Origin of the sequence: Actinomadura sp. K4S16 (assembly GCF_008327685.1) — a bacterium.
In the GTDB taxonomy this organism is placed as follows: Bacteria; Actinomycetota; Actinomycetes; order Streptosporangiales; family Streptosporangiaceae; genus Spirillospora.
On the sequence record NZ_BDDE01000015.1, the window covers coordinates 271178 to 293907 of the forward strand.

Consider the following 22730-nt stretch of genomic DNA (forward strand, 5'->3'; position numbering starts at 1 on the left):
TCGTCGTGGGAGCTGACCAGACGGCCGACCCCCAGGGAGGCCAGCTGTTCTCCCTGGTCCGGCGCTATCTGGGGGCGCTGATCGTGCTCGCCCTGCTCGGCACCGGGGCCGGCGTCGCCCTGGAGATCCTTGTTCCGCCGCCGTTCAAGGCGACGGCGACCGTGCTGGTCAGCCCGCTGGAAGGCAACCCGTACTCGCCGGAGGGCCGTGGAGACGACCTGGTGAACCTGCAGACGGAGGCGCAGCTGGTCGCCACCGACAGCGTCGCCAAGATCGTCGAGAAGAAGCTCGGGCACGAGGCGGAGGGCGACATCGGCGTCTCGGTCCCGCCCAACACCCAGGTGCTGAACCTGACCTACACCGCGAGCAGCTCCGGCAACGCCCGCGCGGGCGCGCAGGCGTTCGCCGACGCCTACCTGGAGTACCGCGCGCAGCGCGCACAGGCGGTGGTGAACAACCAGCTCGCCAAGCTGAAGGCGCAGTCGGCCCGGGTCGAGCGCCTGCTGCAGCGGGCGAACAACGAACTGGCGGCGTCCTCCGGCTCCCGGCGCGCCACCATCCAGCAGCGCGTCACCGCCTACACCAACCAGCTCGGCGTCATCGACGAGCAGTCCAACGACATCGCCAGCACCCCCATCGACCCCGGCCAGGTGATCACCCCGGCGGACGCGCCGAGCGGGCCGGGCATCATGCGGCCCGCGATGTACGGTGCGGGCGGACTGGTGCTCGGGCTGGTCGCCGGCTTCGTGATCATGCTGCTGCGGGAGCGGCTCAACCAGCGGCTGCGCAACGCCGAGACGATCGAGGGGCTCGGCGTCCGGACGCTGTCCACGATCCCGGCGGGCGGCCCGGCCGGTGACACGCTGGCCCTCGTCAGCGCGCCCAAGAGCCCGGTCGGCGAGGCGTACCGGCGGCTGCGCGCCGCGGTCGTGGCGACCGCGCCGCAGACCCCGGTGGCGCTGCTGGTCAGCAACGCCACCCCCGGCGGCAGCGCCCGGCTGGCGAGCGCCAACCTCGCGGTCTCGCTCGCCTTCGCCGGCGCGAAGACCATCATGATCGACGCGACCACCGAGGACGCCGACGTCAGCACCCTGTTCGGCGCGCGTCCCGGCGGCAAGGGGCTGTCGGACACGCTGCTCAGCGGCACCGACCCGGCGACCCTGCTGATCCACACCGACTCGCAGCTGCGGCTGCTGCCGCGCGGCCCGCGGGCCCGCGAGGCCGCGCACCGGTTCAGCGGCCCGCGGATGCGCGAGACCGTGAAGGTCCTGCGCCGCCGCAGCGAGTACCTCATCGTGAACGCGGCGAGCCTGCACGACGCCGACGCCCAGGCGCTGTGCACCTTCGTCGACGCGGTCGTGCTCGTGATCAACCAGGGCGTCACGACCCGCGAGGAGCTGCGGCAGGCGTACGTGGAGGCCGAGCGCGCCGGCGTCACGGTGCTCGGCGCCCTGCTGGAGCCGCCGGAGCCGCGGGGCGGGCGCGGGTCCCGCCAGGCTCCCGCCCGCCAGTCCCGTCCTCCGCAGGGCGGTGAGGGCCGGGGAGCCGAGACCCGCCACCCTGAGACGCGCGGGGGCGGCAAGCGCCGCGCCCCGGAGGCCCCCCTCGCGTGGGCCGACGACCAGCCGCGCGTTCCGCAGGACGAGGCCGACGAGGACCCGGCCGACCCCGGAACCCTCGTCACGCAGGCACTGCCGCAGGTCAAGCAGCCGCCCCGGCCGAGCGAGGCGCGCCCGGCGGCGGCTCCGCGGCGCGGTGCGCCGCAGCCGGAGGCGCGGCGGCGCCCCCTCCCGCCCGCGCTCGACCCCCCGTCCGGGCCGGGCAAGCCCGTCGCCCCCAAGCCCGTCTCCCCCACGGACGTCACCCAGGGCACGGGCGCGGCGCGTCCGCGCCCGGTCGCGCCGTCCGACGCCGAGCCCGCCGAGCCGGCCGACCCGGAGACCGAGGCGACGCTCGAATCCGCCTCGACGCGGACGCAGGAGGACATCTCCAAGTACATGCCGCCGGAGCTGCCGGAGGACGGCGCCGACGGGACGCCCCCGGCGGGTTCGGGGGACGCGGCCCCGGAGGTCGCGCCCCGCTACGGCAAGAAGCCGCACAGGGCCGGCCGCCATGCCGGGCCCTGAATCCGGCGGCGCCGAGGCGGACGAGCCGAAGTCCCCGGCGGCCGAAGGGCCCAAGCCCCAGGCGGCCGGGCCGAACCTGAACAGGCTGGCCAGGGGCGGCGCCCTGAACCTCGTCGGCGCGGCCGTCGCGGGCGTCCAGGGCCTCGCGCTCGTCTTCCTGGTCGCGCACCTGTACTCGCAGCGGATCGCTGGCACCTTCTTCGCCGCGACGTCGCTGTTCATCATCCTGCAGGCCGTGTCGGGCCTCGGCACGGACGCGGGCCTGCTGCGCTGGCTGCCCCGCCACCTCGCGCTCGGCGACCGCGCCGCGGCGCGGCGGACGGTGCCGGTGGCGCTGGTCCCGGTCGCCGCGACGGCGCTGCTCGCGGGTCTCGTGCTGGCCCTCACCGCGCCGTGGACGGCGGGCCACATCGGCGCCGACGACCCCCACCAGGCCGTGGGCATGGTGCGGGTGCTGGCGCTGTTCCTGCCCCTCGCCGGGGCGCACGACGCGCTGCTCGCCGCGACCCGCGGCCACGGCTCGATGCGCCCCACCGTCCTCGTCGACAAGATCCTGCGGCAGACGCTCCAGGTCGCCGGGGTCGTCGTGGCGGCGCTGCTCACCGACGACGCGGTGTGGCTCGCGCTGGCGTGGGCGGCGCCGTACCTGCCGTGCCTCGCCGTCGCCGGCCTCTGGTACCTGAAGATCAGCCGCCGGAGTCGTGCCGGGGCGCCGGTCGCCGCGGTCGACGAGCCCGCGTCCGGGTGGCGTCCGCTGGCGGGCGACTTCTGGCGGTTCACGGCGCCGCGCGCGTTCGCGCAGATCTGCCAGACGGCGTTCCAGCGCGCCGACATCGTGCTCGTCGCGGCGCTCAGCTCGCCCCGCGAGGCGGCGATCTACACCGCCGCGACCCGGTTCATCGTGATCAGCCAGCTCGTCACCCAGGCCGTGCAGAACGTCATGCAGCCCGCGGTGAGCCGGCTGATGGCGCTCGCCGACCGCGCGGGCGCGCAGCGGGTGTTCGCGGTGTGCGCGTCCTGGAACCTCGCGCTCGCCTGGCCGGTGCACCTGTCGATCGCGGTCGGCGCGCCGGTGTACGTCGGCTCCTTCGGCCCCGGCTACCGCGGGACGGGCGAGGTCGTCACGGTGATCCTCGCGATGGCGATGCTGGTCGCGACCGCGACCGGCGCCCGCGACGTGATGCTGCTGATGGCGGGCCGCAGCGGGCTCAGCCTGGTCAACCAGAGCGCCGCGCTCGGGGTGAACCTGGTGCTGAACGTGCTGCTGATCCCGCCGTTCGGGATCGCCGGGGCGGCGATGGCGCGGGCGGCCGGGCTGCTCGTGCGGACGCTGCTGGCCCTGGTCCAGGTCCGCAGGATCCTCGGCATGACCCCGGCGAGCGCGGGGCTCTTCTGGGCGGGCGGTTCCGCGCTGGTCAGCTTCGCGGCGGTGCCGCTGGCCGTCCGGCTGGCCGCCGGTTCCGGCGAGGCCGCCCTCGCCGCCGGGCTCGTCCCGGGCGCGCTCCTGTACCTCGCCCTCCTCTGGGTCGGCCGCGAGCGGCTGTCCCTCACCGCCTTCGCCTCCCTGCTGCCGGGGAGGCGCGGCCGCACCGCACCCGCGGGCGCCACCGCGTCCCCCGCCACCGACCCGACACCTGCCAGGAGCATCCATGCCCACGGGAATTGACCAAGTGCGCCGCAAGTCCCGCGCGGTGCTTCGCAAGAGCGGCCTCGCCCCCAGCGGCCCGGTCTACGGGCGGCTGGTCGACGCCGGGCGCTCGCTGCCGATCCCGGCCGCGGCCCGCGTCGCGGTGTCCACCGCCGTGCTGCGGCGCCCGTGGAAGGTGCCGGTCCGGTTCGACCAGCTGCTCGTCGGCGCGCAGGGCGGCTGGACGGCCCGCGAGTTCGCCGACCGCACCGACGACCTGCTGTGGCCGTCCACCCCGTTCCTGGAGGGCCCGCACGTCGGGCTGCTGCGGCTCGCCGACGAGCGTCCGGAGCTCACCGACGCCGACATCCTCGCCAGCGGCTACGGCCGGCTCGGGCTGCGCTGCATCGAGGCGGGCGGCGACTACTTCGGCGCCACGGACGAGGCGGGCGTCCTCGCCGCCGCCCGCGTCTTCGTCTCGCGATACCGGGGCGAGGAGGCGCCGGGCGCGGCGCCCCGCCCGCAGCAGAGCGGCCCGCAGGACCCGGTGCTCGTCGCGCCCGTCCGCGGCTCCGACCAGTACCAGATCCTCGACGGCCACCACCGGCTCGCCATCGCGGCGATGAGCGGCGCCGACGGTGCCAACGTCGTCGCCAAGTGGCTGCCCGTCACCACGCCCCTGCAGGACCTCCTGCTGAAGATGAGCTGGCTCGACGGCACCCACGAGCTCTACCAGCCGATCGACGCGCCCGAGCTCAGGACCGGCTGGACGACCGTCCGGCAGTGCACCGACCGGCTCGCGAAGATGGACGCGTTCCTCGGCGAGCGCGGCCTCACCGGAGGCCGCTACCTGGACGTCGCGAGCTGCTACGGCTGGTTCGTCGCGAAGATGGCCGAGCGCGGCTTCGACGCCGAGGGCATCGAGCGCGACCCGCTGGCCGTCCCGCTCGGCCGCGCCGTCTACGGACTTCCGGAGGGCGCGATCTCCACCGGCGACTGCGTCGAGTTCCTCGGCGGGCACGACGCCGGCCGCTGGGACGTGGTGTCCTGCTTCAGCCTCCTGCACCACTTCGTCCTCGGGCGCGGCTCGGTCAGCGCCGAGGAGCTGATCCGGCTGCTGGACCGCGCGACCGGCCGGGTGCTGTTCTTCGACACCGGCCAGGACAACGAGGCGTGGTTCGCCGAGTCCCTGCGCGGCTGGGACCCCGCCCGCGTCGCGCGGTTCCTGCGGGAGAACACCGGCTTCGACGAGATCATCGACCTCGGCCCCGACGACGACGCCCGCCCCCCGTACGAGGACAACTACGCCAGGCACCTGTTCGCCTGCGTCCGCGCGGCGTGACCCCGGCACGCCGCTCGATCGCCGCGCTCGCCGCCGTCCCGGTGCTGCTGGCCGCGGCGGCGTGCGGGGGGCCGGCGGCGCCCGCCGGGGAGCCGCTGGTGTCCCCGCCGCCCGCCGCCGGTTCGGTGGACGGGCCGAGCGGCGCCGTGTGGACGAGCGGCCTCAACGCCGACGGGCAGCTCGGCCGGACGGGAGCGGCCGCCGATCCCCGGCTCGGCCCGGTGACCGGCGCCGGCGGCCGGGGCCGGCTCGACCGCGCCGTCGCCGTCGCGGGCGGCGGCCGCCACTCGCTGGCCGTCCTCGACGGCGGCGAGGTCGTCGCGTGGGGCGCCAACGACGACGGCCAGCTCGGCGACGGCACCACGCGTGACAGCGGCGTCCCCGTCCCCGTCCGCGCGCCGGACGGGCGTCCCGGCCGGCTGGACGACGCCGTCGCGGTCAGTGCCAACAACGACTTCTCCATGGCGCTGCGCAAGGACGGCACCGTCGTGACCTGGGGCGAGTCGTCGTCCGGGCAGCGCGGCACCGGCGAGCGCGGGGCCCCGCTCGTCCCGACGACCGTACGGGCGCCGGACGGGCGCGGGCCGCTCACCGGCGTGACGGCGATCGCGGCGGACGGGCACACCGAGCTGGCGCTGCTCGGCGACGGGCGGGTGCTCGCGTGGGGCGCCAACGCCTACGGCATGGTCGGCGACGGCACCCGCGAGGACCGGGCCCTGCCCGTGCCGGTGCGCGGCCTGGACGGCGCCGCGCGGTTGGACGGCGTCGTCCGCATCGCGATCGGCGGCCAGCACGGGCTGGCGCTGCTGCGCGACGGGCGGGTCGCCTCTTGGGGGCACAACGAGCTCGGCCAGCTCGGGGACGGTTCGCGCCGGGACCGGCTCACGCCCGCCCTCGTCTCGGGCGTGGGCGGCAAGGGCGTCCTCGACGGGGTCGCCGCGGTCGCCGCGGCGGAGAAGCACAACTACGCGCTCCGCAAGGACGGCACCGTCGTCGCGTGGGGCAACAACACCGCGGGCCAGCTCGGGGACGGCACGGTGCGGCCGAGCACCGTCCCCGTCACCGTCGTCGGACGCGGCGGCCCGAAGCTGCGCCGCGCCACCCGGGTGTTCGCGGGCGAGGCCTACGGCGCTGCGATCCTCGCCGACGGGACCCTGCTGACCTGGGGCGCGGGCGGCAGCGGCCAACTCGGCTCCGGGAAGAGGACGCCCCGCAGCCGCCCCGGCACGGTGATGACGGCCGAGGGCACGCCCCCGCCCGACGCCCTGTCGGTAGGCGTCGGCGAACGCCACCTAATCCTGCTGACGAAGCCCTGAAAGCCCCTCAACTCAGCCCGGAGCCCCTTACAAGCCCTCAGGGGGTCTTGGGCGGCTCGGGGGTGGTTCCGCCGGGCTCAGAGCCGGCTGCGGGAGGCTGGGGGCCTCCCGTGGGGGGCTGGGTGCCGGGGGCGGGGGGCTGGGACGCGGCGGCGCCGGGGGCCGGGGCTCCGGTCGGGGCTCCGGCGGGTGCCGGGGTCGCGGAGCGGCGGCGCCACAGCAGGAATCCGGCCCCGGCGGCGGCCACGACCACCGCACCGCCCCCGCCGAGCAGGTACGGCATGGCCGAGCCGTCGTCCTTCTTCTGGACCTCCGCGCCGGCGGCGGGGCCGGTCGGCTGCGACTGGGCGAGCGTCCGCTCCTCCTCCTGCTCCTGCTTGACCGACGCCTCCGGGGCGGGCTTGCCGTTGTTGCCGGGCTTGCCGGGCTTCGGCGGCGCGTACTTCGACTCCGGGAGCGTCTGCACGAACTTCAGCAGCGCGAGGTCGGGCTTGCCCTTGCTGCCCTTCACGGCCCCGTCGTAGATGGTCTTCACCCGGGCGGCCGGAAGCGCCGTGGAGGACACCCGCAGCTGGTCGCCGGCCAGCACCGCGTAGGTGCCCTTCCGCTTCATCAGGCCAGGGAGCTGCCTCAGCACCTGCCCCGCGTCGTCGCCGGGGGGAAGGATCGCGATGAAGACCGCGACGGACCGGCCCTGCGCCGAGCGGAGCAGCTCCTGCGCGCCGTCCGACTGGTAGTACTTGGCGTGGGAGTCGACGTAGTAGCCGCTCTCGCTGATGCCCTCGGCGACCGCGTCGAGGTCGACGCCCGCGAAGGCGGGCGCGGCGGTCATTCCGAACGCCGGCGCCAAGGCCAGCGCCAGCGTCCCGGACGCGACGATGCGGCGCGAGAAGTGGTTCACGGAAGAGGCTCCTTCAACGCTGAGATGGCCATTGACATTACCGGCGCGACGTGGGTCAAGGTGGAGAAAGCCGGGGAATCGGCATAGCCCGTCAGATGCCGCGGCCCCGGGTGTGCAGGGCCAGCAGGACGCGCTTGCCGGACACGACCCCGGACGCCACGGCCAGCGCGAACGGGACGCGGCGCTCGGCCGGGTTCGCCTTCAGGGCACGCGCCGACCAGCGCAGCGCGTCCTTGCGGCGCCCCACGGTCGCGCAGCCGAAGGCGAGCTGCCCGTAGACGCGCCCGGCCGCGCCCGGCTCCTCGGAGATCTCCGGGTAGTGCTCCAGGAACCACTCCAGGGCGGCCACCTTCGTCTCCCACGCCTGCGCGTAGTACGACGTCAGCCCCCACAGGACCCGGACGTACGGCTCGTCGACGTTCAGCACCGGGTGGCGGCGGGCGGCGCGGAGCGCGAGGTCCCAGTCCTCGCCCTGGCTGCCGGGGATCGACTCGTCCACCATGCCGATCTCGATGAGCGGCTCGCGGCGCGCCACGTAGGTGGAGGAGTGGACGCTCATCATCCGGTCGCGGATCAGCGCGTCGTAGGTGACGCGGTCCGTGCCGGCCAGCCGGGGCAGCTCCCGCCCGTCAAAGTCGATCAGGATGCCGGAGCTGCACAGCACGGCGTCCGGCTCGCCCTCCAGGGCCTTCACCTGCGCGGCGAGCTTGCCGGGCAGCCACAGGTCGTCGTCGTCGCAGAACGCGACCAGGTCGGTCCCGAGGGCGAGGACGCCGGAGTTGCGGGCGCCCGCGAGGCCCGGCGCCCGGGTGTTGCGGATGACCTCGACGCGGTCCCCCGCGAGGGACATGTCGGGTTCGGCCCGGTCGAAGACGACGACCGCGCGCACCTCGCCCTCGTAGTCCTGCGCCAGCACCGATTCCAGCGCGCGGCGCAGCAGCTCCGGCCGGTTGTGCGTGGGGAGCACGACTCCGACGGACGGGGGCATCGAGGGCCTGCCTTGTCGTAGGGGTTCGAGGGGTCGGAGGGGATTCGGGGGGACGCGGCCGCGGGGCCGGGCGGGCCCCGCGGCGACCGGTCAGCGCGCGCCGGTGATCATCCCGGCGGCGACGGTGTTGTTGGTGGCCTCGTCGATCAGGATGAAGCCGCCGGTGAGGCGGTTGCGGCCGTAGTCGTCGACGAACAGCGGCTGCGTCACCCGCAGGGAGACGCGGCCGATCTCGTTCAGGCCGAGGGCCGCCGCCTGGTCGTCGCGGTGCAGGGTGTTGACGTCCAGCCGGTAGTGCAGCTCCTTCACCATCGCCTTCGCGGTGCGGGTCGTGTGCTTGATGACCAGCTTCGTGCGCGGGGTGAGGGTGCGGTCCGGGGTCATCCAGCAGACCATCGCGTCGATGTCCTGCGCGGTCTCGGGCCGGTTGTTCGGACGGGCGATCATGTCGCCGCGGGAGATGTCGATGTCGTCGGCGAGGCGCAGCGTCACCGACATCGGCGCGAACGCCTCCGCCACCGGCCCGCCCGGCCCGTCGATGTGGGTGATCGTCGTGGTCAGCCCGGACGGCAGGTGCACGACCTCGTCGCCCGGCTTCAGCACGCCGCCCGCGACCTGGCCCGCGTAGCCGCGGTAGTCGTGCAGCTCGGGGTCCGTGGACGCGTGCGGGCGGACCACGTACTGCACCGGGAACCGCACGTCGATCAGGTTGCGGTCGGAGGCGATGTGCACGTGCTCCAGGTGGTGCAGCAGCGACGACCCCTCGTACCACGGCATGTTCACGCTGCGCTCGACGACGTTGTCGCCGTGCAGCGCCGAGATCGGGATGAACGTCAGGTCGGTGACCTCCAGCTTGGAGGCGAACGCCGTGAACTCGTCCACGATCCGCTCGTACACGCCCCGCTCGTAGTCGACCAGGTCCATCTTGTTGATCGCCACGACCAGGTGCGGGACCTGGAGGAGCGTGGTGAGGAACGCGTGCCGGCGCGACTGCTCCAGGATGCCCTTGCGGGCGTCCACCAGGATGATCGCCAGGTCGGCGGTGGAGGCGCCCGTCACCATGTTGCGGGTGTACTGGATGTGGCCCGGGGTGTCGGCGATGATGAACTTGCGGCGCGGCGTCGCGAAGTACCGGTACGCCACGTCGATGGTGATGCCCTGCTCCCGCTCGGCCCGCAGGCCGTCGGTCAGCAGCGCCAGGTTCGTGTACTCCTCGCCGCGGTCGGCGCTGGTCTTCTCCACCGACTCCAGCTGGTCCTCGAAGATCGACTTGGAGTCGAACAGCAGCCGGCCGATCAGCGTGGACTTGCCGTCGTCGACGCTGCCGGCGGTCGCGAACCGCAGGAGGTCCATCGTCTTGGCCGACGGGGCCGTGGCCGACGAGGCCTCGGCGGGCCGGTCGTTCGCGCTGGCCATCAGAAGTAGCCCTCCTTCTTGCGGTCCTCCATGGCGGCCTCACTGGTGCGGTCGTCGGCGCGGGTCTGGCCGCGCTCGGTGATCCGCGTCGCCGCGATCTCCTCGATCACCTCGTCCAGCGTCCCCGCGTTCGACTTCACCGCGCCCGTGCAGGACGCGTCCCCGACCGTCCGGTACCGGACGGTCGCGGAGAACTCCGGCTCGTCGTCGCCGCGGTTCGCGAACCCCGTCTCGGCGTCCAGCAGCAGCCCGTCCCGCTCGAACACCCGCCGGGTGTGCGCGAAGTAGATCGGCGGGAGCTCCAGCTCCTCGCGGCGCACGTAGTCCCAGATGTCGAGCTCGGTCCAGTTCGACAGCGGGAACACCCGGACGTGCTCGCCCTGCACGATCTTGGTGTTGAACAGGTTCCACAGCTCCGGGCGCTGGTTCTTCGGGTCCCACTGGCCGAACTCGTCCCGGAAGGACACCACCCGCTCCTTGGCGCGGGCCTTCTCCTCGTCGCGCCGCGCGCCGCCGAACGCCGCGTCGAACTGGTGCTGCTCGATCGCGTCCAGCAGCGGCGTGATCTGGAGCCGGTTCCGGGACGCGCGGCGGCCCTTCTGCTCCACCACCCGGCCGCTGTCGATCGCGTCCTGCACCGAGGCCACGATCAGCCGGACGCCGAGCTCGGCCACCCGGCGGTCGCGGAACTCGATCACCTCGGGGAAGTTGTGGCCCGTGTCGACGTGCATCACCGGGAACGGGATCGGGGCGGGCCAGAAGGCCTTCTGGGCGAGGCGCAGCATGACGATGCTGTCCTTGCCGCCCGAGAACAGCAGCACCGGCCGTTCGAACTCGGCCGCCACCTCTCGGAAGATATGGATCGACTCGGCTTCGAGGATGTCCAGCTGGGACAGCAGGTAATCGTAACGCTGCATGGTCTGGGGCTCTTTCCACGCTGTTCTGGCAGATGCAACCGGTGGCACGGCGGCCGGCTCTCGCCGGTTCGGTCCCGCCCTGGGGACGGATCGTCAGGGCAGCGTGCCGCTCACTTCCCGGATGCCGGTCAGCAGCGTCGATGCCGACCCGGGATGGCACACCAGGATATCCGGGAGCCGGGGGTCCTCCCGGTTGTAGCGGAGCGGCGACCCGTCGACGCGGGACGCGTGCGCCCCAGCGCCGAGCGCCACCGCCGCCGGGGCGGCGGAGTCCCACTCGTACTGGCCGCCCGCGTGCACGTAGGCGTCCACCTCGCCGAGCAGCACCGCGGAGATCTTCGCGCCGGCCGACCCGATCGGCACCAGCTCCACGTCCGGCTCGATCGCCTCCGCGAGCCGCCGCACGAACTCCGGCGGGCGCGTGCGGCTCACCGCGATGCGGAGCTTGCCGGCGTCCGGCGCCGGGACGTTCAGCGGGACCTCGCGCGGCGGCGGCGCGGCGGCGGACCCGCTCCCGCCCGTGACCGGGTCGGAGCCGGTGAGGTCCGTCCGGACGAGCGAGGCGCCGCCCGTCGCGTCCGTGCGGAGGACGAGGCCCTGTGCGGGCAGCGCCACGGCCCCGGCGGCCAGGCGGCCGGCTCCGGAGGCGTCCCGCTCCCACAGCGCCACGTGCACGGCCCAGTCGCGGCGGCCCTCCTCGGAGAACTCGCGGGTGCCGTCCAGGGGGTCGACGATCCACACGCGGGAGGCCGTGAGCCGCTCCGCGTCGGCGGTGTTGCGGGTCGGGGCGCGGTCGTCGCCCTTGGAGCGCTTCCCCGCGACCGAGGACCGCCCCTCCTCGGACAGGACGGCGTCGCCGGGACACCGCTCGGCCAGCGCCGCCATCAGGTACTCGTGCGCGCGCAGGTCGCCGGTGTCCTTCAGGGCCTTCGCGTCGGCGAAGCCCGTCTCGTCCCGCACGCCCAGCAGCAGCCGGCCCGCCTCCCCGGCGAGCTCGGCCGCGAGCGAATGATCGTCTACCGTCCCTGACTCGGTCATCTGTAGATCACATTCCCGACTCGACTGGTCTGCTCGGTCCACTTTCTCATGCGGCGCGCCCGGTCCACCGGGCCAGGTCCCGGTCAGCGGCCGGCCCGGAACGGGCCCGGGGCCGCCTCTGGCACGGTGCGGAGGGCGGCGGGCGCGCCGCTCAGTACGCGCCGGATCCGCGGAACACCGCCGACCACGTCTTCCACATGATCTGCAGGTCCAGGGCCAGGCTCCAGTTGTCCACGTACCGCAGGTCGAGGCGGACCGACTCCTCCCACGACAGGTCCGAGCGGCCGCTCACCTGCCACAGCCCGGTCAGGCCCGGCTTGACCACCAGCCGCCGGTAGACGTCCCCGCCGTACTGGGCGACCTCCTCCGGAAGCGGCGGGCGCGGCCCCACCAGCGACATCTCGCCGCGCAGCACGTTGATCAGCTGCGGCAGCTCGTCCAGCGAGTACCGGCGCAGCCGGCGCCCCACCCGCGTCACCCGCGGGTCCTGCCGGATCTTGAACAGCACCCCGTCGTTGTCGTTCGCCGACAGCAGCTCCATCCGCCGCGCCTCGGCGTCGGCGACCATCGTGCGGAACTTCAGCAGCGTGAACTCCCGGCCCCCGCGCCCCACGCGGGTCTGCCGGAACAGCACCGGGCCCTCCCCGGACATCTTGATCAGGACGGCGATCAGCAGCAGCAGCGGGCTCAGCGCCACCAGCCCGCCGAGCGCGACCACCCGGTCGACCAGGCCCTTGAGCACCTTGCGGCCGCCGTCCAGCTCCGGGTGCTCCACGTGCAGCAGCGGCAGCCCCGACACCGGGCGGATCGAGATCCGCGGCCCGGTCACGTCCATCAGCGCGGGCGCCACGACCAGCTCGACGTCGTTGCGCTCGATCTGCCACGCCAGCCGGCGCAGCGCCACGCCGTCCATCTCCGGGCACGCCAGCACGGCCACCGAGTCGGCGCCGATCCGCTCCGCGACCGCCGCCGCCTGGCTGAAGTCGCCCAGCACCGGGACGCCCTCCACCTCGGCGACCGCGTCCTCGCCCGCCGCCAGCACCGGGGGCAGGCACACCGCGGCGATGTCCATCCCGTGGTAGCGCTTCTTCTGCAGCAACCGGATCAGGTCGGACACCGACGTGCGGTGCCCCACCGCGACGACCCGCCGCATGCACTCGCCGTGCCAGCGCTTCTTGTGCAGCCACTTGCGCAGCCGGTAGCGCGCCAGCAGTGCCAGGAACGTCCCGAGCGGCAGCGCCATCACCACGTAGCCGCGCGCGACGTCGGTCTTCGTGGCGTACGCCACGATCGCGACCACCGCCGTCAGGATGAACCCGGCGCGCAGCACCCGGTGGAACTCCTCGTACCCGACGCCCACGTACCGCGGCTGGTACGCCCGGCACAGCACCAGCGTCGGCAGCCACAGCACGGGCAGGGCCACGGTCAGGACCACGTACGGCGCGTCGAGCTCCGTCGGGACGCCCGGGAACCTGAGCACGAAGGCGATGACGCCGGCCATCAGCATGCTGGCGAAGTCGAGGCCCCGCGCGAGCCGGCGGTAGGTCCTGCTCCAGTTCGGCGACGACGCGCGCTCGTGCTCATGGCGGATCGATGACTCGGTCTGGACCTTGTCAACGACGGCCATAAACCACTCACCAATCCCCTGTAACGCGCGCCCCGTCAGCGCGATTCACACCGAAGACGGTTGAGCGCAGCCTGAGGTTCACACGAAAGCCCGAACCTCAATCGACCTGCATCTTACGGCCGCTTTGCCGTGGTCACGGGGGAAACGCGGACACCACCCCACCAATGCATACAAACGCGGGCGAACGCGTACGAATAAGCACCTCGCGTACCCTTGATCACCATACGCACGGCGACCGCCCGGTCGCGGAACGGCGTCCGGATCCGGTCATCCGGCATGAAACTCATCCGGCATGGAAGTCACCGCGCATCGCGTCATCCGGCATGGAAGGCGTTCTGCGCCGCGGCCAGTCCGTCGGACAGCAGCGCCTCGACCGCGTCGGCCGCCCGGTCCACCTCGAAGCCGAGCTCCTTGCGCTCCGTCGCGGAGAAGTCCTTCAGCACGAACGCCGCCGCGTCCATCCGCCCCGGCGGCCGCCCCACCCCGAACCGCACGCGCAGGTAGTCCTTCGCGCCCAGCGACTTGGTGACGGACCGCAGCCCGTTGTGGCCGTTGTCGCCGCCGCCCTGCTTCAACCGCACCGCGCCGAACGGGATGTCCAGCTCGTCGTGGACGACGACCAGCCGCTCCACCGGCACCTTGTAGAAGTCCCGCAGCCCCTTCACCGGACCGCCCGACTCGTTCATGAACGAACGCGGCTTCGCCAGCACCACCCGCGCCCCGGCGAGACGGCCCTCCAGCACGTCCGCCCGCGCCCGGTGCGACTTGAACCGGCCCCCGGCGCGCTCCGCGAGCACGTCCAGCACCATGAACCCCGCGTTGTGCCGGTTCTTCGCATACGACGGCCCCGGGTTGCCCAGCCCCACGACGAGCCAGAGATCCGCGTCCACCCGCACTCCTCACACACGCGAACACGGCCTCCGCCGGTGCGCACACCCGCGGAGGCCGTGGAAGTACCGTGCGGCCCGCCATCCGACGCGGCCGCGCGCCGGGCCGCGAGGGCCCGGCGGCGCCGCCGTCACTCGGCGGCGGCCTCGCCCTCGGCCTCGGAAGCCGCGGCCGCGGCCTCGGCCGCCTCGGCCGCCTCGGCCTCGGTCTCCGTCGCGCCCGCCGACGCCGTCGCGTCGGCGATCTGCAGGACGAGGGCCTCGGCGTCGACCTGCAGCGTCACGCCCGACGGCAGCTTCAGGTCGCCGGCCAGCACCTGCGTGCCGACCTCGAGGCCCTCGATGGACAGGTCCACGGCCTCGGGGATCTTCGTCGCCTCCGCCTCGACCGACACCTGGACCAGCTCCTGCTGGACGACGCCGCCCGGGACGACGTCGCCGACCAGGTTGACCGGCAGATCGATGACGACCTTCTCGCCGCGCTTCACCAGCAGCAGGTCGACGTGCTCCAGGAACCCCTTGACCGGGTCGCGCTGGACGTCCTTCGGCAGCGCCAGCTCGGCGCCGCCGCCGAGGCCCTCGATGGTCAGCAGCACGTTCGGCGTCTTCAGGGCCAGCATCAGGTCGTGGCCCGGCAGCGAGATGTGCTGCGGGTCGGTGCCGTGACCGTAGAGGACGGCGGGCACCTTGCCGGCCCGGCGGGTGCGCCGCGCGGCACCCTTACCGAACTCGGTGCGCGGCTCGGCGGCAATGCGTACCTCGGACACGGCGAAAACTCCTCGTTGTTGCGATCCACGGCCGTCCGCCATCGGACGTCCGCTACGGACAGAGCGTTGCGATCCTCGCGCGCCGTCGAAGGCGGGCGCGCTCAAAGATTCGTTTGCGTTCCCCGGGGAGTGCGGCCCCTGCGCCGGCACCGCACTTGAACGTCCTGGGGCATACGCGGTTGCACAAGTCTAGCCCAACACGGCAACGCCCAACGCCAAGGCCCTGCCTGCGCCATGGGCGCCGCCGCGCCCATCGCGCCCATGCCGGGACCGATCCCGGTGCCTCGCGCCGCGCCGGACGACGCGGCCGGAACGAAGACCTAGCTGTGGCCGCCGAAGAGGCTCGTGACCGAGCCGTCGGAGAACACCTCGTTGATCGCCCGCGCGACCAGCGGCGCGATCGACAGCACCGTGAGCTTGTCGAACTGCTTCTCCTCCGGGATCGGCAGCGTGTTCGTCAGCACCACCTCGGAGATCCGGGAGTTCTTCAGCCGGTCCACCGCCGGACCCGACAGCACGCCGTGCGTCGCCGCCACGACCACCTTCGTCGCGCCCTGGTCGAACAGCGCGTCCGCCGCCTTCACGATCGTCCCGCCGGTGTCGATCATGTCGTCCACCACGACGCAGGTGCGGCCCGCGACCTCGCCGACCACGTCGAACACCTTGACCTCGTTCGCCACGTCCGGGTCGCGCTTCTTGTGGATGATCGCCATCGGGACGCCGCCCAGCCGGTCGCTCCACCGCTCGGTGACCCGCACCCGGCCCGCATCCGGCGCGACCACCGTGACCTGGGAGGTGTCCAGCCGGCTCTCGAAGTGCCTGGCCAGCAGGTCCAGCGCGAACAGGTGGTCCACCGGGCCGTCGAAGAAGCCCTGGATCTGCGCGGTGTGCAGGTCCACCGTGATCAGCCGGTCGGCGCCCGCCGTCTTGAACAGGTCGGCCATCAGCCGCGCCGAGATCGGCTCGCGGCCGCGGTGCTTCTTGTCCTGCCGGGCGTAGCCGAAGAACGGCGCCACCACCGTGATCCGCTTGGCCGACGCGCGCTTCAGCGCGTCCACCATGATCAGCTGCTCCATGATCCACTGATTGATGGGAGCCGTGTGACTCTGGACCACGAACGCGTCGGAGCCGCGCACCGACTCCAGGAACCGCACGAACGTCTCGCCGTTGGCGAAGTCGTAGGCGGACGTCGGCGTCAGCTCGACCTGGAGGTTGTCGGCTACTTCCCTGGCCAGGTCAGGGTGGGCTCGGCCGGTGAAGAGCATCAGCTTCTTCTGGCCGCTCGTTTTGATCCCACTCACCTCTGACAACTCCCCCTCAATGGAACTATGCCCTACATGTGGGTGGTTGTCCCCACTACCCGCGCGCCAAAGAGTCCGGTGCGCGGTCGTCTTGTGACCGAGCCGCTCTCACGTCGGGCGGCTCTCTGTTGTTCCGGAAGACGCCGTCGTCCTCCACCTCCCCGCCCTGCGGCGGGGCAGTCCTCATCGGGCGCGCTACCGCGCGTCCTCCTCGCCCTCCCGGGCACGCCGGGCCGCCTCGGCCGCGGGCGTCCCCGCCCGCCTGCGCTCGACCCAGCCCTCGACGTTGCGCTGCCGCCCCCGCGCGACCGCCATGGCCCCCGGCGGGACGTCCTGGACGATCACCGAGCCGGCCGCGGTGTAGGCGCCGTCCCCGATCGTCACCGGCGCCACGATCATGTTGTCGCTGCCGACCTTCACATGGGAGCCGATGACGCTGCGGTGCTTCTGCACACCGTCGTAGTTGACGAACACCGAGCTCGCGCCGATGTTCGAGCCCGCGCCGATCTCGGCGTCGCCCACGTAGGTCAGGTGCGGCACCTTCGTGCCCTCGCCGATGTCGGCGTTCTTGGTCTCGACGTACGTCCCGATCTTGGCCTTGGGCGCCAGCCGCGTCCCGGGCCGCAGGTAGGCGTACGGCCCGACCGAGGCCTCCGGCCCGATCTCCGCTTCCACGCACACCGCGTTGGTCACCGACGCGCCGGCGCCGACCACCGTGTCGGTCAGCGTGCAGCCCGGGCCGATCCGCGCGCCCTCGCCCAGATGCGTCCGGCCGTGCAGCTGCGTCCCGGGGTGGATCTCGGCGTCCGGCTCGGCGGTCACCTGCACGTCGATCCACGTGGACGCCGGGTCGACGATGGTGACGCCGGCCCGCATGTGCGCTTCGAGGATCCGGTCGTTCAGCTGCCTGCGCGCCTGCGCCAGCTGGACCTTGTCGTTGACGCCCTGGGTCTCCACCCAGTCGGCGGCCAGATGCGCGCCCGCCCGGTGACCGTCGCCGCGCAGGATCGCCACCACGTCGGTGAGGTACTCCTCGCCGCCCGCGTTGTCGGTGGTCACCCGCTTCAGCGCGTCCGCCAGGAGCGCGCCGTCGAACGCGTACATGCCGACGTTGATCTCGCTGATGGCGCGCTGCTCTTCGGTGGCGTCCTTGTGCTCCACGATCGCCTCGGCGCTGCCGTCCGCCGCCCGGACCATGCGCCCGTAGCCGGTCGCGTCGGGCATCTCGGTCGTCAGCACGGTGACGGCGTTGCCCTCGTCCTCGTGCGCCTCGACGAGCGCCCGCAGCGTCTCGCCGCGCAGCAGCGGGTGGTCGCCGTTCGTCACCACGACCGTCCCGTTCAGCGCGCCCGTGTGCTCCAGCGCCATCCGCACGGCGTGGCCCGTCCCGCCCTGCTGCTCCTGGACGGCGGCCTCCGCGTCCGGCGCGTGCTCGGCGAGGTGCTCGACGACCTGCTCGCGCCGGTGCCCGACGACCACGACGAGCCGCTCGGGCTCCAGCTCGCGGGCGGCGGCCAGCACGTGGCCGAGCATGCTGCGCCCGCACAGCTCGTGCAGCACCTTCGAGGTACGGGACTTCATCCGGGTGCCCTCGCCCGCGGCGAGGACGATGACGGCGGCCGGGCGGCTCGCAGCGCTCACAAGGAGGCTCCTCGGCATCGCGGACGGGGATCGGTCGCGGGCCCGCCCACCTGCGACATCACGATACGGCAGGCCGGGGCGAACCCGACACGGGCAGGATACCGCCCGCCCCGCTCCTGTCACCCCATCACCCACCCGAGGGCCACCCCTCGGGACATTTCCGACAGCTCCGCCGCCAGGACTCGAACCTGGACTCTTCTGAACCAAAATCAGCTGCGTTACCCGTTACGCTACGGCGGACCAGCAGGGCTCATCGCCATCGCGAGGGCGCCTGCAAGGGCCCACGATACCGGTGCGGGCCGCACGACCCCACACTTATCGCCTTCGCCCGCCGCGGTCGGCGAAACCTCGCTGAGAACCTCCCCCGGAACGGCCGATCAGGCGTGCCCCGGAGGCCTCCGAGCACGGCACCGCGGGTTCATCGGCCGACAGCACCTCGCACCGAGGCCGTTTTGTCCGGGTTGGTTTAGAACGTGTGTCATCGAGCAAGCAAACTGCGTGCCGAGCGGCCAGGGCCCGGTCGAGCGGCGCACCGGTCTCCGCGGAGACGCGGCGGTCGGCGAGCCCGGAGCAACCGGCTCCGGAGGCGTCGCCTACCGCGATCCGGCGAGGGAGCACTTCGCACGGCGCGTACGGTCAGGGCGAGGGCCCACGCCCGACCGTCCTTCCGCGGTGGCTCGTCGACCCTCCGTTCCGCAAGAGAGTTGTGTGGCCGAAGAGGCAGTTTCCCGCTCATTTTACGGTTCGGCTCTGCACAACCTACGGTCTCGTAGGTTACGTTGGCGTAGGTAAGGCTGCCCGAGTCACAGGAAGTGATGACGCATGACAACCGCTCCGACGATGGATCCGCCCCGCCCGCAGCGGCGTCCCGAACTCGCGCCCCAGAAGCGCGGCAACGCGGAACGGGCGCTGGTCGCCGTGTTCACCGCGGTGCCCTTCCTGGCACTGTTCGCCGCCGTCCCGCTGGCCTGGGGCCGGTTTCTCGGCTGGACGGACGTCGCGCTCATGGCCGTCTTCTACCTCCTGTCGGCCGGGGGCATCACGGTCGGCTACCACCGCTACTTCACCCACGGGTCCTTCAAGGCCACCCGCGGCCTGAAGATCTTCATGGCGCTGGCCGGGAGCCTGGCCATCGAGGGTCCGGTCATCACGTGGGTCGCCGACCACCGGCGGCACCACAAGCACTCGGACAAGGAGTTCGACCCGCACTCGCCGTGGCGGTTCGGCGACGACTGGAAGGCGCTGGCCAAGGGCCTCGCCTGGGCGCACTACGGGTGGCTGTTCGACGCCAACCGCACCTCCAAGCAGCGGTTCGCCAAGGACCTGCTCGACGACCGCGACATCCGGCGCATCCACCTGGCCTTCCCGGGCCTGGTCGCGGTGTCGTTCCTGCTCCCGGCGCTGATCGGCGGGCTCGTCACCATGTCGTGGGCGGGCTTCCTCACGGCGCTGTTCTGGGCCGGGTTCGTCCGGATCACGATGGTCCACCACGTCACGTGGTCCATCAACTCGATCTGCCACACGTTCGGCAAGGAGGAGTTCGAGGTCCGGGACAAGTCGCGCAACGTGTGGTGGCTGGCGATCCCGTCGCTGGGCGAGTCGTGGCACAACCTGCACCACTCGGACCCGACCTGCGCGCGGCACGGCGTGCTGAAGGGGCAGGTCGACATCAGCGCGCGCATCATCTGGATGTTCGAGAAGCTCGGTCTGGCCCGCGACGTCCGCTGGCCGAACCAGGAGCGGCTCGCCGCCAAGCGCACGAAGCAGGCGGCTTGACCGCCACAATTGATCCTGTGACAGAACCCGTTCCCAGGATCCGCAGGAAGCGGATGACCGGCAAGGAACGCCGCGAGCAGCTCCTCGAGATCGGCCGGACGCTGTTCGCCGAGCGCGGCCTGGACGGCACCTCGGTCGAGGAGATCGCGTCGGCGGCCGGGGTGTCCAAGCCGGTGGTGTACGAGCACTTCGGCGGCAAGGAGGGGCTCTACGCGGTCGTCGTCGACCGGGAGTTCGAGCGGCTGCTGGGGCTCGTCACCGACTCGCTGAACTCGGTGGTGCACTACCGGAGCAAGCTGGAGAAGGCGGCGCTGGCGCTGCTGGAGTACATCGAGGAGCGTCCGGACGGGTTCCGGATCCTCGTCCGCGACTCGCACGGCGGGACGGGGACCGGCAGCTACGCGAGCCTGCTGAGCGAGATCGCGGGCGAGGTCGAGTACATACTGGCGCAGGAGTTCGACCGCCACGGGTACGACGACAAGTTCGCGTCGCTGTACGCGCAGAGCCTGGTGGGCATGGTGGCGCTGACGGGCCAGTGGTGGCTGGACGTCCGCAAGCCGCGCCGCGAGGACGTGGCCGCGCACATCGTGAACCTGGCCTGGAACGGGCTGTCCGGGCTGGAGCCGAGGCCGTCGCTGGATCCGCGCCGGCGCCGCAAGGAGATGGAGCGGCAGGAGAAGCGCGCGGAGAAGGCCGCCGCGAAGGCGGAGCGGGCCGAGGAGAAGGCGGCGGCGAAGGCGGAGAAGGCCCAGCGGCGGGCGCGGCGCGACTTCGAGGAGCTCGCGGACCCGTCAGCCTGAGGGCCGCAGGAACTCCAGCCGGTTCCCGACGGGGTCGTCGGCGTAGAAGCGGCGGTGGCCCGGGAACAGGTCGTCGGGCGTGACGTCGTGGCCGGCGGCCCGCAGGCGGACCGCGAGGGCGTCGAGGTCGTCGACGAGCAGGCCCGGGTGCGCCTTGCGGGCGGGCCGGAAGCCGGGCTCGATGCCGAGGTGGAGTTCGACCCCGGGGCCGCGGAACCAGGCGCCGCCGCGCTTGGCGAGTTCGGGCGGTTTGGGGACCTCTTCGAGGCCGAGGACGCCGCCGTAGAAGGCGCGGAGCCGGTCCTCGCTGCCGGGCGGTGCGGCGAGCTGCACGTGGTGGACGCCGGTGATCATGGTTGCCTCCGGACGTGGCGCGCCGGCGGCCTTCCGGAGTTCGTCCGGAAGGCCGCCGGCCGGGGTCGCCGGTCTCGGGTCGCGAGCCGGGTCGTACGGACGCCGCCCGTCCGCCGGAGGTGGCGCACCGCAGGGGAACAGAGTCGCTTCCCTCGGGCAGGCGGGCGGCGTCCCGTCTAGGGGTCGTTCCTGGTCGCGATCACGAAGATCCTCCGGAACGGGAACACGGTGCCGTAGGGGGCGGCGGGATAGGCCCGCCTGAGCCTCTCCCGGTACTCGGCGAGGAACTCGCCGGCCTCGTCCGGGCCGAGCGCGGTGAGGACGGGCCTCAGCGCGGTGCCCTTGACCCATTCGAGGACGGGATCCTCGCCCTGGAGCACCTGCGTGTAGGTGGTCTCCCAGGCGTCGACGGCGCATCCGAGGCGGGCAAGGAGGTCGAGGTAGCCGGCGGGGTCGAGGACGGGCGCGTCGTGCTGCAGGTGCGCAATTCTGCCGCCCCACTTCGGGGATCGGCCCATCTCGCGCAGCAGGACGTGGCTGGGCGCGTCGAAGTTGCCGGGGACCTGGAAGGCGAGGCGTCCGCCGGGGGCGAGCGCGTCGACCCACCGTGGCAGCAGGTCGGGGTGCTCGGGGACCCACTGCAGGACGGCGTTGGAGATGACGAGGTCGACCGGTTGCTCGGGCTCCCAGGCGGCGACGTCGGCGACGCGGAAGGCGAGCCGTCCCGGGATCTCGTGCTCGCGTGCGGCGGCGATCATCTCGGGCGAGCTGTCGAGGGCGTCGATGACGGCGTCCGGCCAGCGGGCGGCGAGGGTGGCGGTGAGTTCGCCGCTCCCGCAGCCGAGGTCGGCGACGCGGGCGGGCGGGGGGCCGCCGAGCCGTCCGGCGAGTTCGTTGAAGGGCCTGGCGCGCTCGTCGCCGAAGACCCCGTACTGCGCGGGGTCCCACACGGCCGCGGTTTCTCTCGACATCAAGAGACATGATGCCCCGCCGCTATCTTGATGTCAAGAATCTTGTGGCCCGTCACCGCGGCCCGGTCGCCTGACTGATGCGCCCTTGCAAAGCGGGCTCCTAGGCTCACTGCCATGACAGACGACGAGAACGGCTGGGCGCTGGCGCTCGGCCCTGGCGGCCCGGTCGGGACGGCGTGGCTGATCGGGCTGGCGGCGGGGCTGCGCAAGGCGGGCGTGGAGCCGACGGACGCGGGGGTGGTCGTCGGCACGTCGGCGGGCGCCATCGCCGGAGCCGCGATCACCACGGGCCGGGACCTGGCGGCGCTGGCCGAACTGCCGCCGCCGAGCGAGCCGCCCGCGCCGGTGGACGGCTCGGTGATGGCGCGGGTGTTCGAGGTGGGCGGCACGCCGGGACTGGAACCGGACGAGGCCAGGCGGCGGATCGGGCGCCTGGCGCTGGACGCGGCGGCGCCGCCCGCGGAGCGCCATCGCGCGAGCATGCGGTACCTGGTCGGCACGGACGCGTGGCCGGACACCCGGCTGCTGATCACCGGGGTGGACGCCGTGTCGGGCGAACCGGTGCTGTGGGAAGCGTCGAGCGGCGTCCCGCTGACGCTGGCGGTGGCCGCGAGCAGCGCCGCGCCCGGGTTCTGCGAGCCGGTGCCGATCGGCGGGCGCCGCTACATGGACGGCGCGTTCACCGGATGGTCGGACGCGGAACTGGTGAAGGGGGCCGGGCCGCTCGTCGTGGTGGAGCCGATGCCCCGGGGCGGCGGCGGTGACGTCCGGATCGTCCCGGACGAGCGGGCGCTGGAGGCGTTCGGGCCGAACCTCGGGGACCGGTCGCGCTGGGCGCAGGTCTACCGCGAGGGGGTCCGGCAGGCGCCGGAGGCGGCGGAGCGGATCGCCGCGGCGCTGGGCGCCCGGCGCTGATCCCGCACCCACCTTTCTCG

Annotated in this window: 19 protein-coding genes and 1 tRNA gene; 7 read left to right on the plus strand and 13 right to left on the minus strand. The window is 73.2% G+C overall.

Annotated elements, in window-relative coordinates:
• Window positions 1-5: 5 nt before the first annotated feature.
• Genes K4S16_RS22425 through K4S16_RS22440 form a run of 4 tightly spaced genes read left to right on the plus strand, consistent with a single transcriptional unit; the run spans window position 6 to window position 6411 of the window.
• Window positions 6-2126: a tyrosine-protein kinase domain-containing protein gene (locus K4S16_RS22425; protein WP_160160990.1), complete on the plus strand. Its 2121-nt coding sequence runs from the start codon at window positions 6-8 to the stop codon at window positions 2124-2126.
• On the plus strand, window positions 2113-3792 hold the full coding sequence (locus tag K4S16_RS22430) for an oligosaccharide flippase family protein (RefSeq protein ID WP_149260968.1): 1680 nt from the start codon (window positions 2113-2115) through the stop codon (window positions 3790-3792). The genes K4S16_RS22425 and K4S16_RS22430 overlap by 14 nt, the downstream gene beginning before the upstream one ends.
• Window positions 3776-5095, plus strand: coding sequence for a ParB N-terminal domain-containing protein (locus K4S16_RS22435; RefSeq protein WP_200842036.1), 1320 nt, complete (start codon window positions 3776-3778; stop codon window positions 5093-5095). The genes K4S16_RS22430 and K4S16_RS22435 overlap by 17 nt, the downstream gene beginning before the upstream one ends.
• The gene (locus K4S16_RS22440) at window positions 5092-6411 is read left to right on the plus strand and encodes a chromosome condensation regulator RCC1 (RefSeq protein ID WP_149260969.1); all 1320 of its coding nucleotides are present in this window, start codon (window positions 5092-5094) and stop codon (window positions 6409-6411) included. Before K4S16_RS22435 ends, K4S16_RS22440 begins: the two co-directional genes overlap by 4 nt.
• A gap of 37 nt (window positions 6412-6448) precedes the next feature.
• On the opposite strand, the gene K4S16_RS44415 is transcribed toward K4S16_RS22440, so the two are convergent.
• From K4S16_RS44415 to K4S16_RS22495, 11 genes are all read right to left on the minus strand, one after another.
• Window positions 6449-7312 carry a hypothetical protein gene (locus tag K4S16_RS44415; protein WP_160160991.1) on the minus strand — a complete coding sequence of 288 codons (864 nt, stop codon included), beginning with the start codon at window positions 7310-7312 and terminating at the stop codon, window positions 6449-6451.
• 91 nt (window positions 7313-7403) lie between these two features.
• Window positions 7404-8300, minus strand: coding sequence for a glycosyltransferase family A protein (locus K4S16_RS22450; protein WP_149260970.1), 897 nt, complete (start codon window positions 8298-8300; stop codon window positions 7404-7406).
• 90 nt (window positions 8301-8390) lie between these two features.
• Window positions 8391-9653 (minus strand): sulfate adenylyltransferase subunit 1, encoded by a 1263-nt coding sequence (locus K4S16_RS22455; RefSeq protein WP_149261241.1) that lies wholly within the window; start codon window positions 9651-9653, stop codon window positions 8391-8393.
• A 62-nt stretch (window positions 9654-9715) separates the two neighbouring features.
• Entirely contained in the window at window positions 9716-10633 is a 918-nt protein-coding gene (gene cysD / locus K4S16_RS22460) for a sulfate adenylyltransferase subunit CysD (protein WP_149260971.1), read from the minus strand.
• Between the two features lie 93 nt (window positions 10634-10726).
• Window positions 10727-11671: a 3'(2'),5'-bisphosphate nucleotidase CysQ gene (locus K4S16_RS22465; RefSeq protein WP_149260972.1), complete on the minus strand. Its 945-nt coding sequence runs from the start codon at window positions 11669-11671 to the stop codon at window positions 10727-10729.
• A 151-nt stretch (window positions 11672-11822) separates the two neighbouring features.
• The gene (locus K4S16_RS22470; RefSeq protein ID WP_149260973.1) at window positions 11823-13298 is read right to left on the minus strand and encodes a sugar transferase; all 1476 of its coding nucleotides are present in this window, start codon (window positions 13296-13298) and stop codon (window positions 11823-11825) included.
• A gap of 314 nt (window positions 13299-13612) precedes the next feature.
• Window positions 13613-14188 carry an aminoacyl-tRNA hydrolase gene (gene pth, locus K4S16_RS22475; protein WP_149260974.1) on the minus strand — a complete coding sequence of 192 codons (576 nt, stop codon included), beginning with the start codon at window positions 14186-14188 and terminating at the stop codon, window positions 13613-13615.
• 128 nt (window positions 14189-14316) lie between these two features.
• Complete coding sequence (locus K4S16_RS22480; RefSeq protein ID WP_149260975.1) at window positions 14317-14952, minus strand: 50S ribosomal protein L25/general stress protein Ctc; 636 nt, start codon at window positions 14950-14952, stop codon at window positions 14317-14319.
• A gap of 320 nt (window positions 14953-15272) precedes the next feature.
• A complete protein-coding gene (locus K4S16_RS22485; RefSeq protein WP_141578287.1) occupies window positions 15273-16253 on the minus strand; it encodes a ribose-phosphate diphosphokinase in 981 nt (326 codons plus the stop codon).
• A 195-nt stretch (window positions 16254-16448) separates the two neighbouring features.
• Window positions 16449-17894 carry a bifunctional UDP-N-acetylglucosamine diphosphorylase/glucosamine-1-phosphate N-acetyltransferase GlmU gene (gene glmU, locus K4S16_RS22490; RefSeq protein ID WP_268843264.1) on the minus strand — a complete coding sequence of 482 codons (1446 nt, stop codon included), beginning with the start codon at window positions 17892-17894 and terminating at the stop codon, window positions 16449-16451.
• 167 nt (window positions 17895-18061) lie between these two features.
• Window positions 18062-18134 (minus strand) — tRNA-Gln (locus tag K4S16_RS22495).
• Between the two features lie 582 nt (window positions 18135-18716).
• Between K4S16_RS22495 and K4S16_RS22500 the strand changes: the two genes are divergently transcribed.
• Together K4S16_RS22500 and K4S16_RS22505 are read left to right on the plus strand one after the other, a co-directional pair.
• The gene (locus tag K4S16_RS22500) at window positions 18717-19670 is read left to right on the plus strand and encodes a fatty acid desaturase (protein WP_149260977.1); all 954 of its coding nucleotides are present in this window, start codon (window positions 18717-18719) and stop codon (window positions 19668-19670) included.
• A 17-nt stretch (window positions 19671-19687) separates the two neighbouring features.
• Complete coding sequence (locus K4S16_RS22505; protein WP_268843265.1) at window positions 19688-20470, plus strand: TetR/AcrR family transcriptional regulator; 783 nt, start codon at window positions 19688-19690, stop codon at window positions 20468-20470.
• Here K4S16_RS22505 and K4S16_RS22510 read toward each other — a convergent pair.
• A complete protein-coding gene (locus K4S16_RS22510; protein WP_149260978.1) occupies window positions 20462-20824 on the minus strand; it encodes a VOC family protein in 363 nt (120 codons plus the stop codon). The two genes, K4S16_RS22505 and K4S16_RS22510, sit on opposite strands and share 9 nt — an antisense overlap.
• A 176-nt stretch (window positions 20825-21000) precedes the next feature.
• Window positions 21001-21795, minus strand: a complete 795-nt coding sequence (locus K4S16_RS22515) for a trans-aconitate 2-methyltransferase (RefSeq protein WP_149260979.1) — start codon at window positions 21793-21795, stop codon at window positions 21001-21003.
• Window positions 21796-21909: 114 nt separating this feature from the next.
• Here K4S16_RS22515 and K4S16_RS22520 point away from each other — a divergent pair, with 114 nt between their 5' ends.
• Window positions 21910-22710: a patatin-like phospholipase family protein gene (locus K4S16_RS22520; RefSeq protein ID WP_149260980.1), complete on the plus strand. Its 801-nt coding sequence runs from the start codon at window positions 21910-21912 to the stop codon at window positions 22708-22710.
• Window positions 22711-22730: the final 20 nt, after the last annotated feature.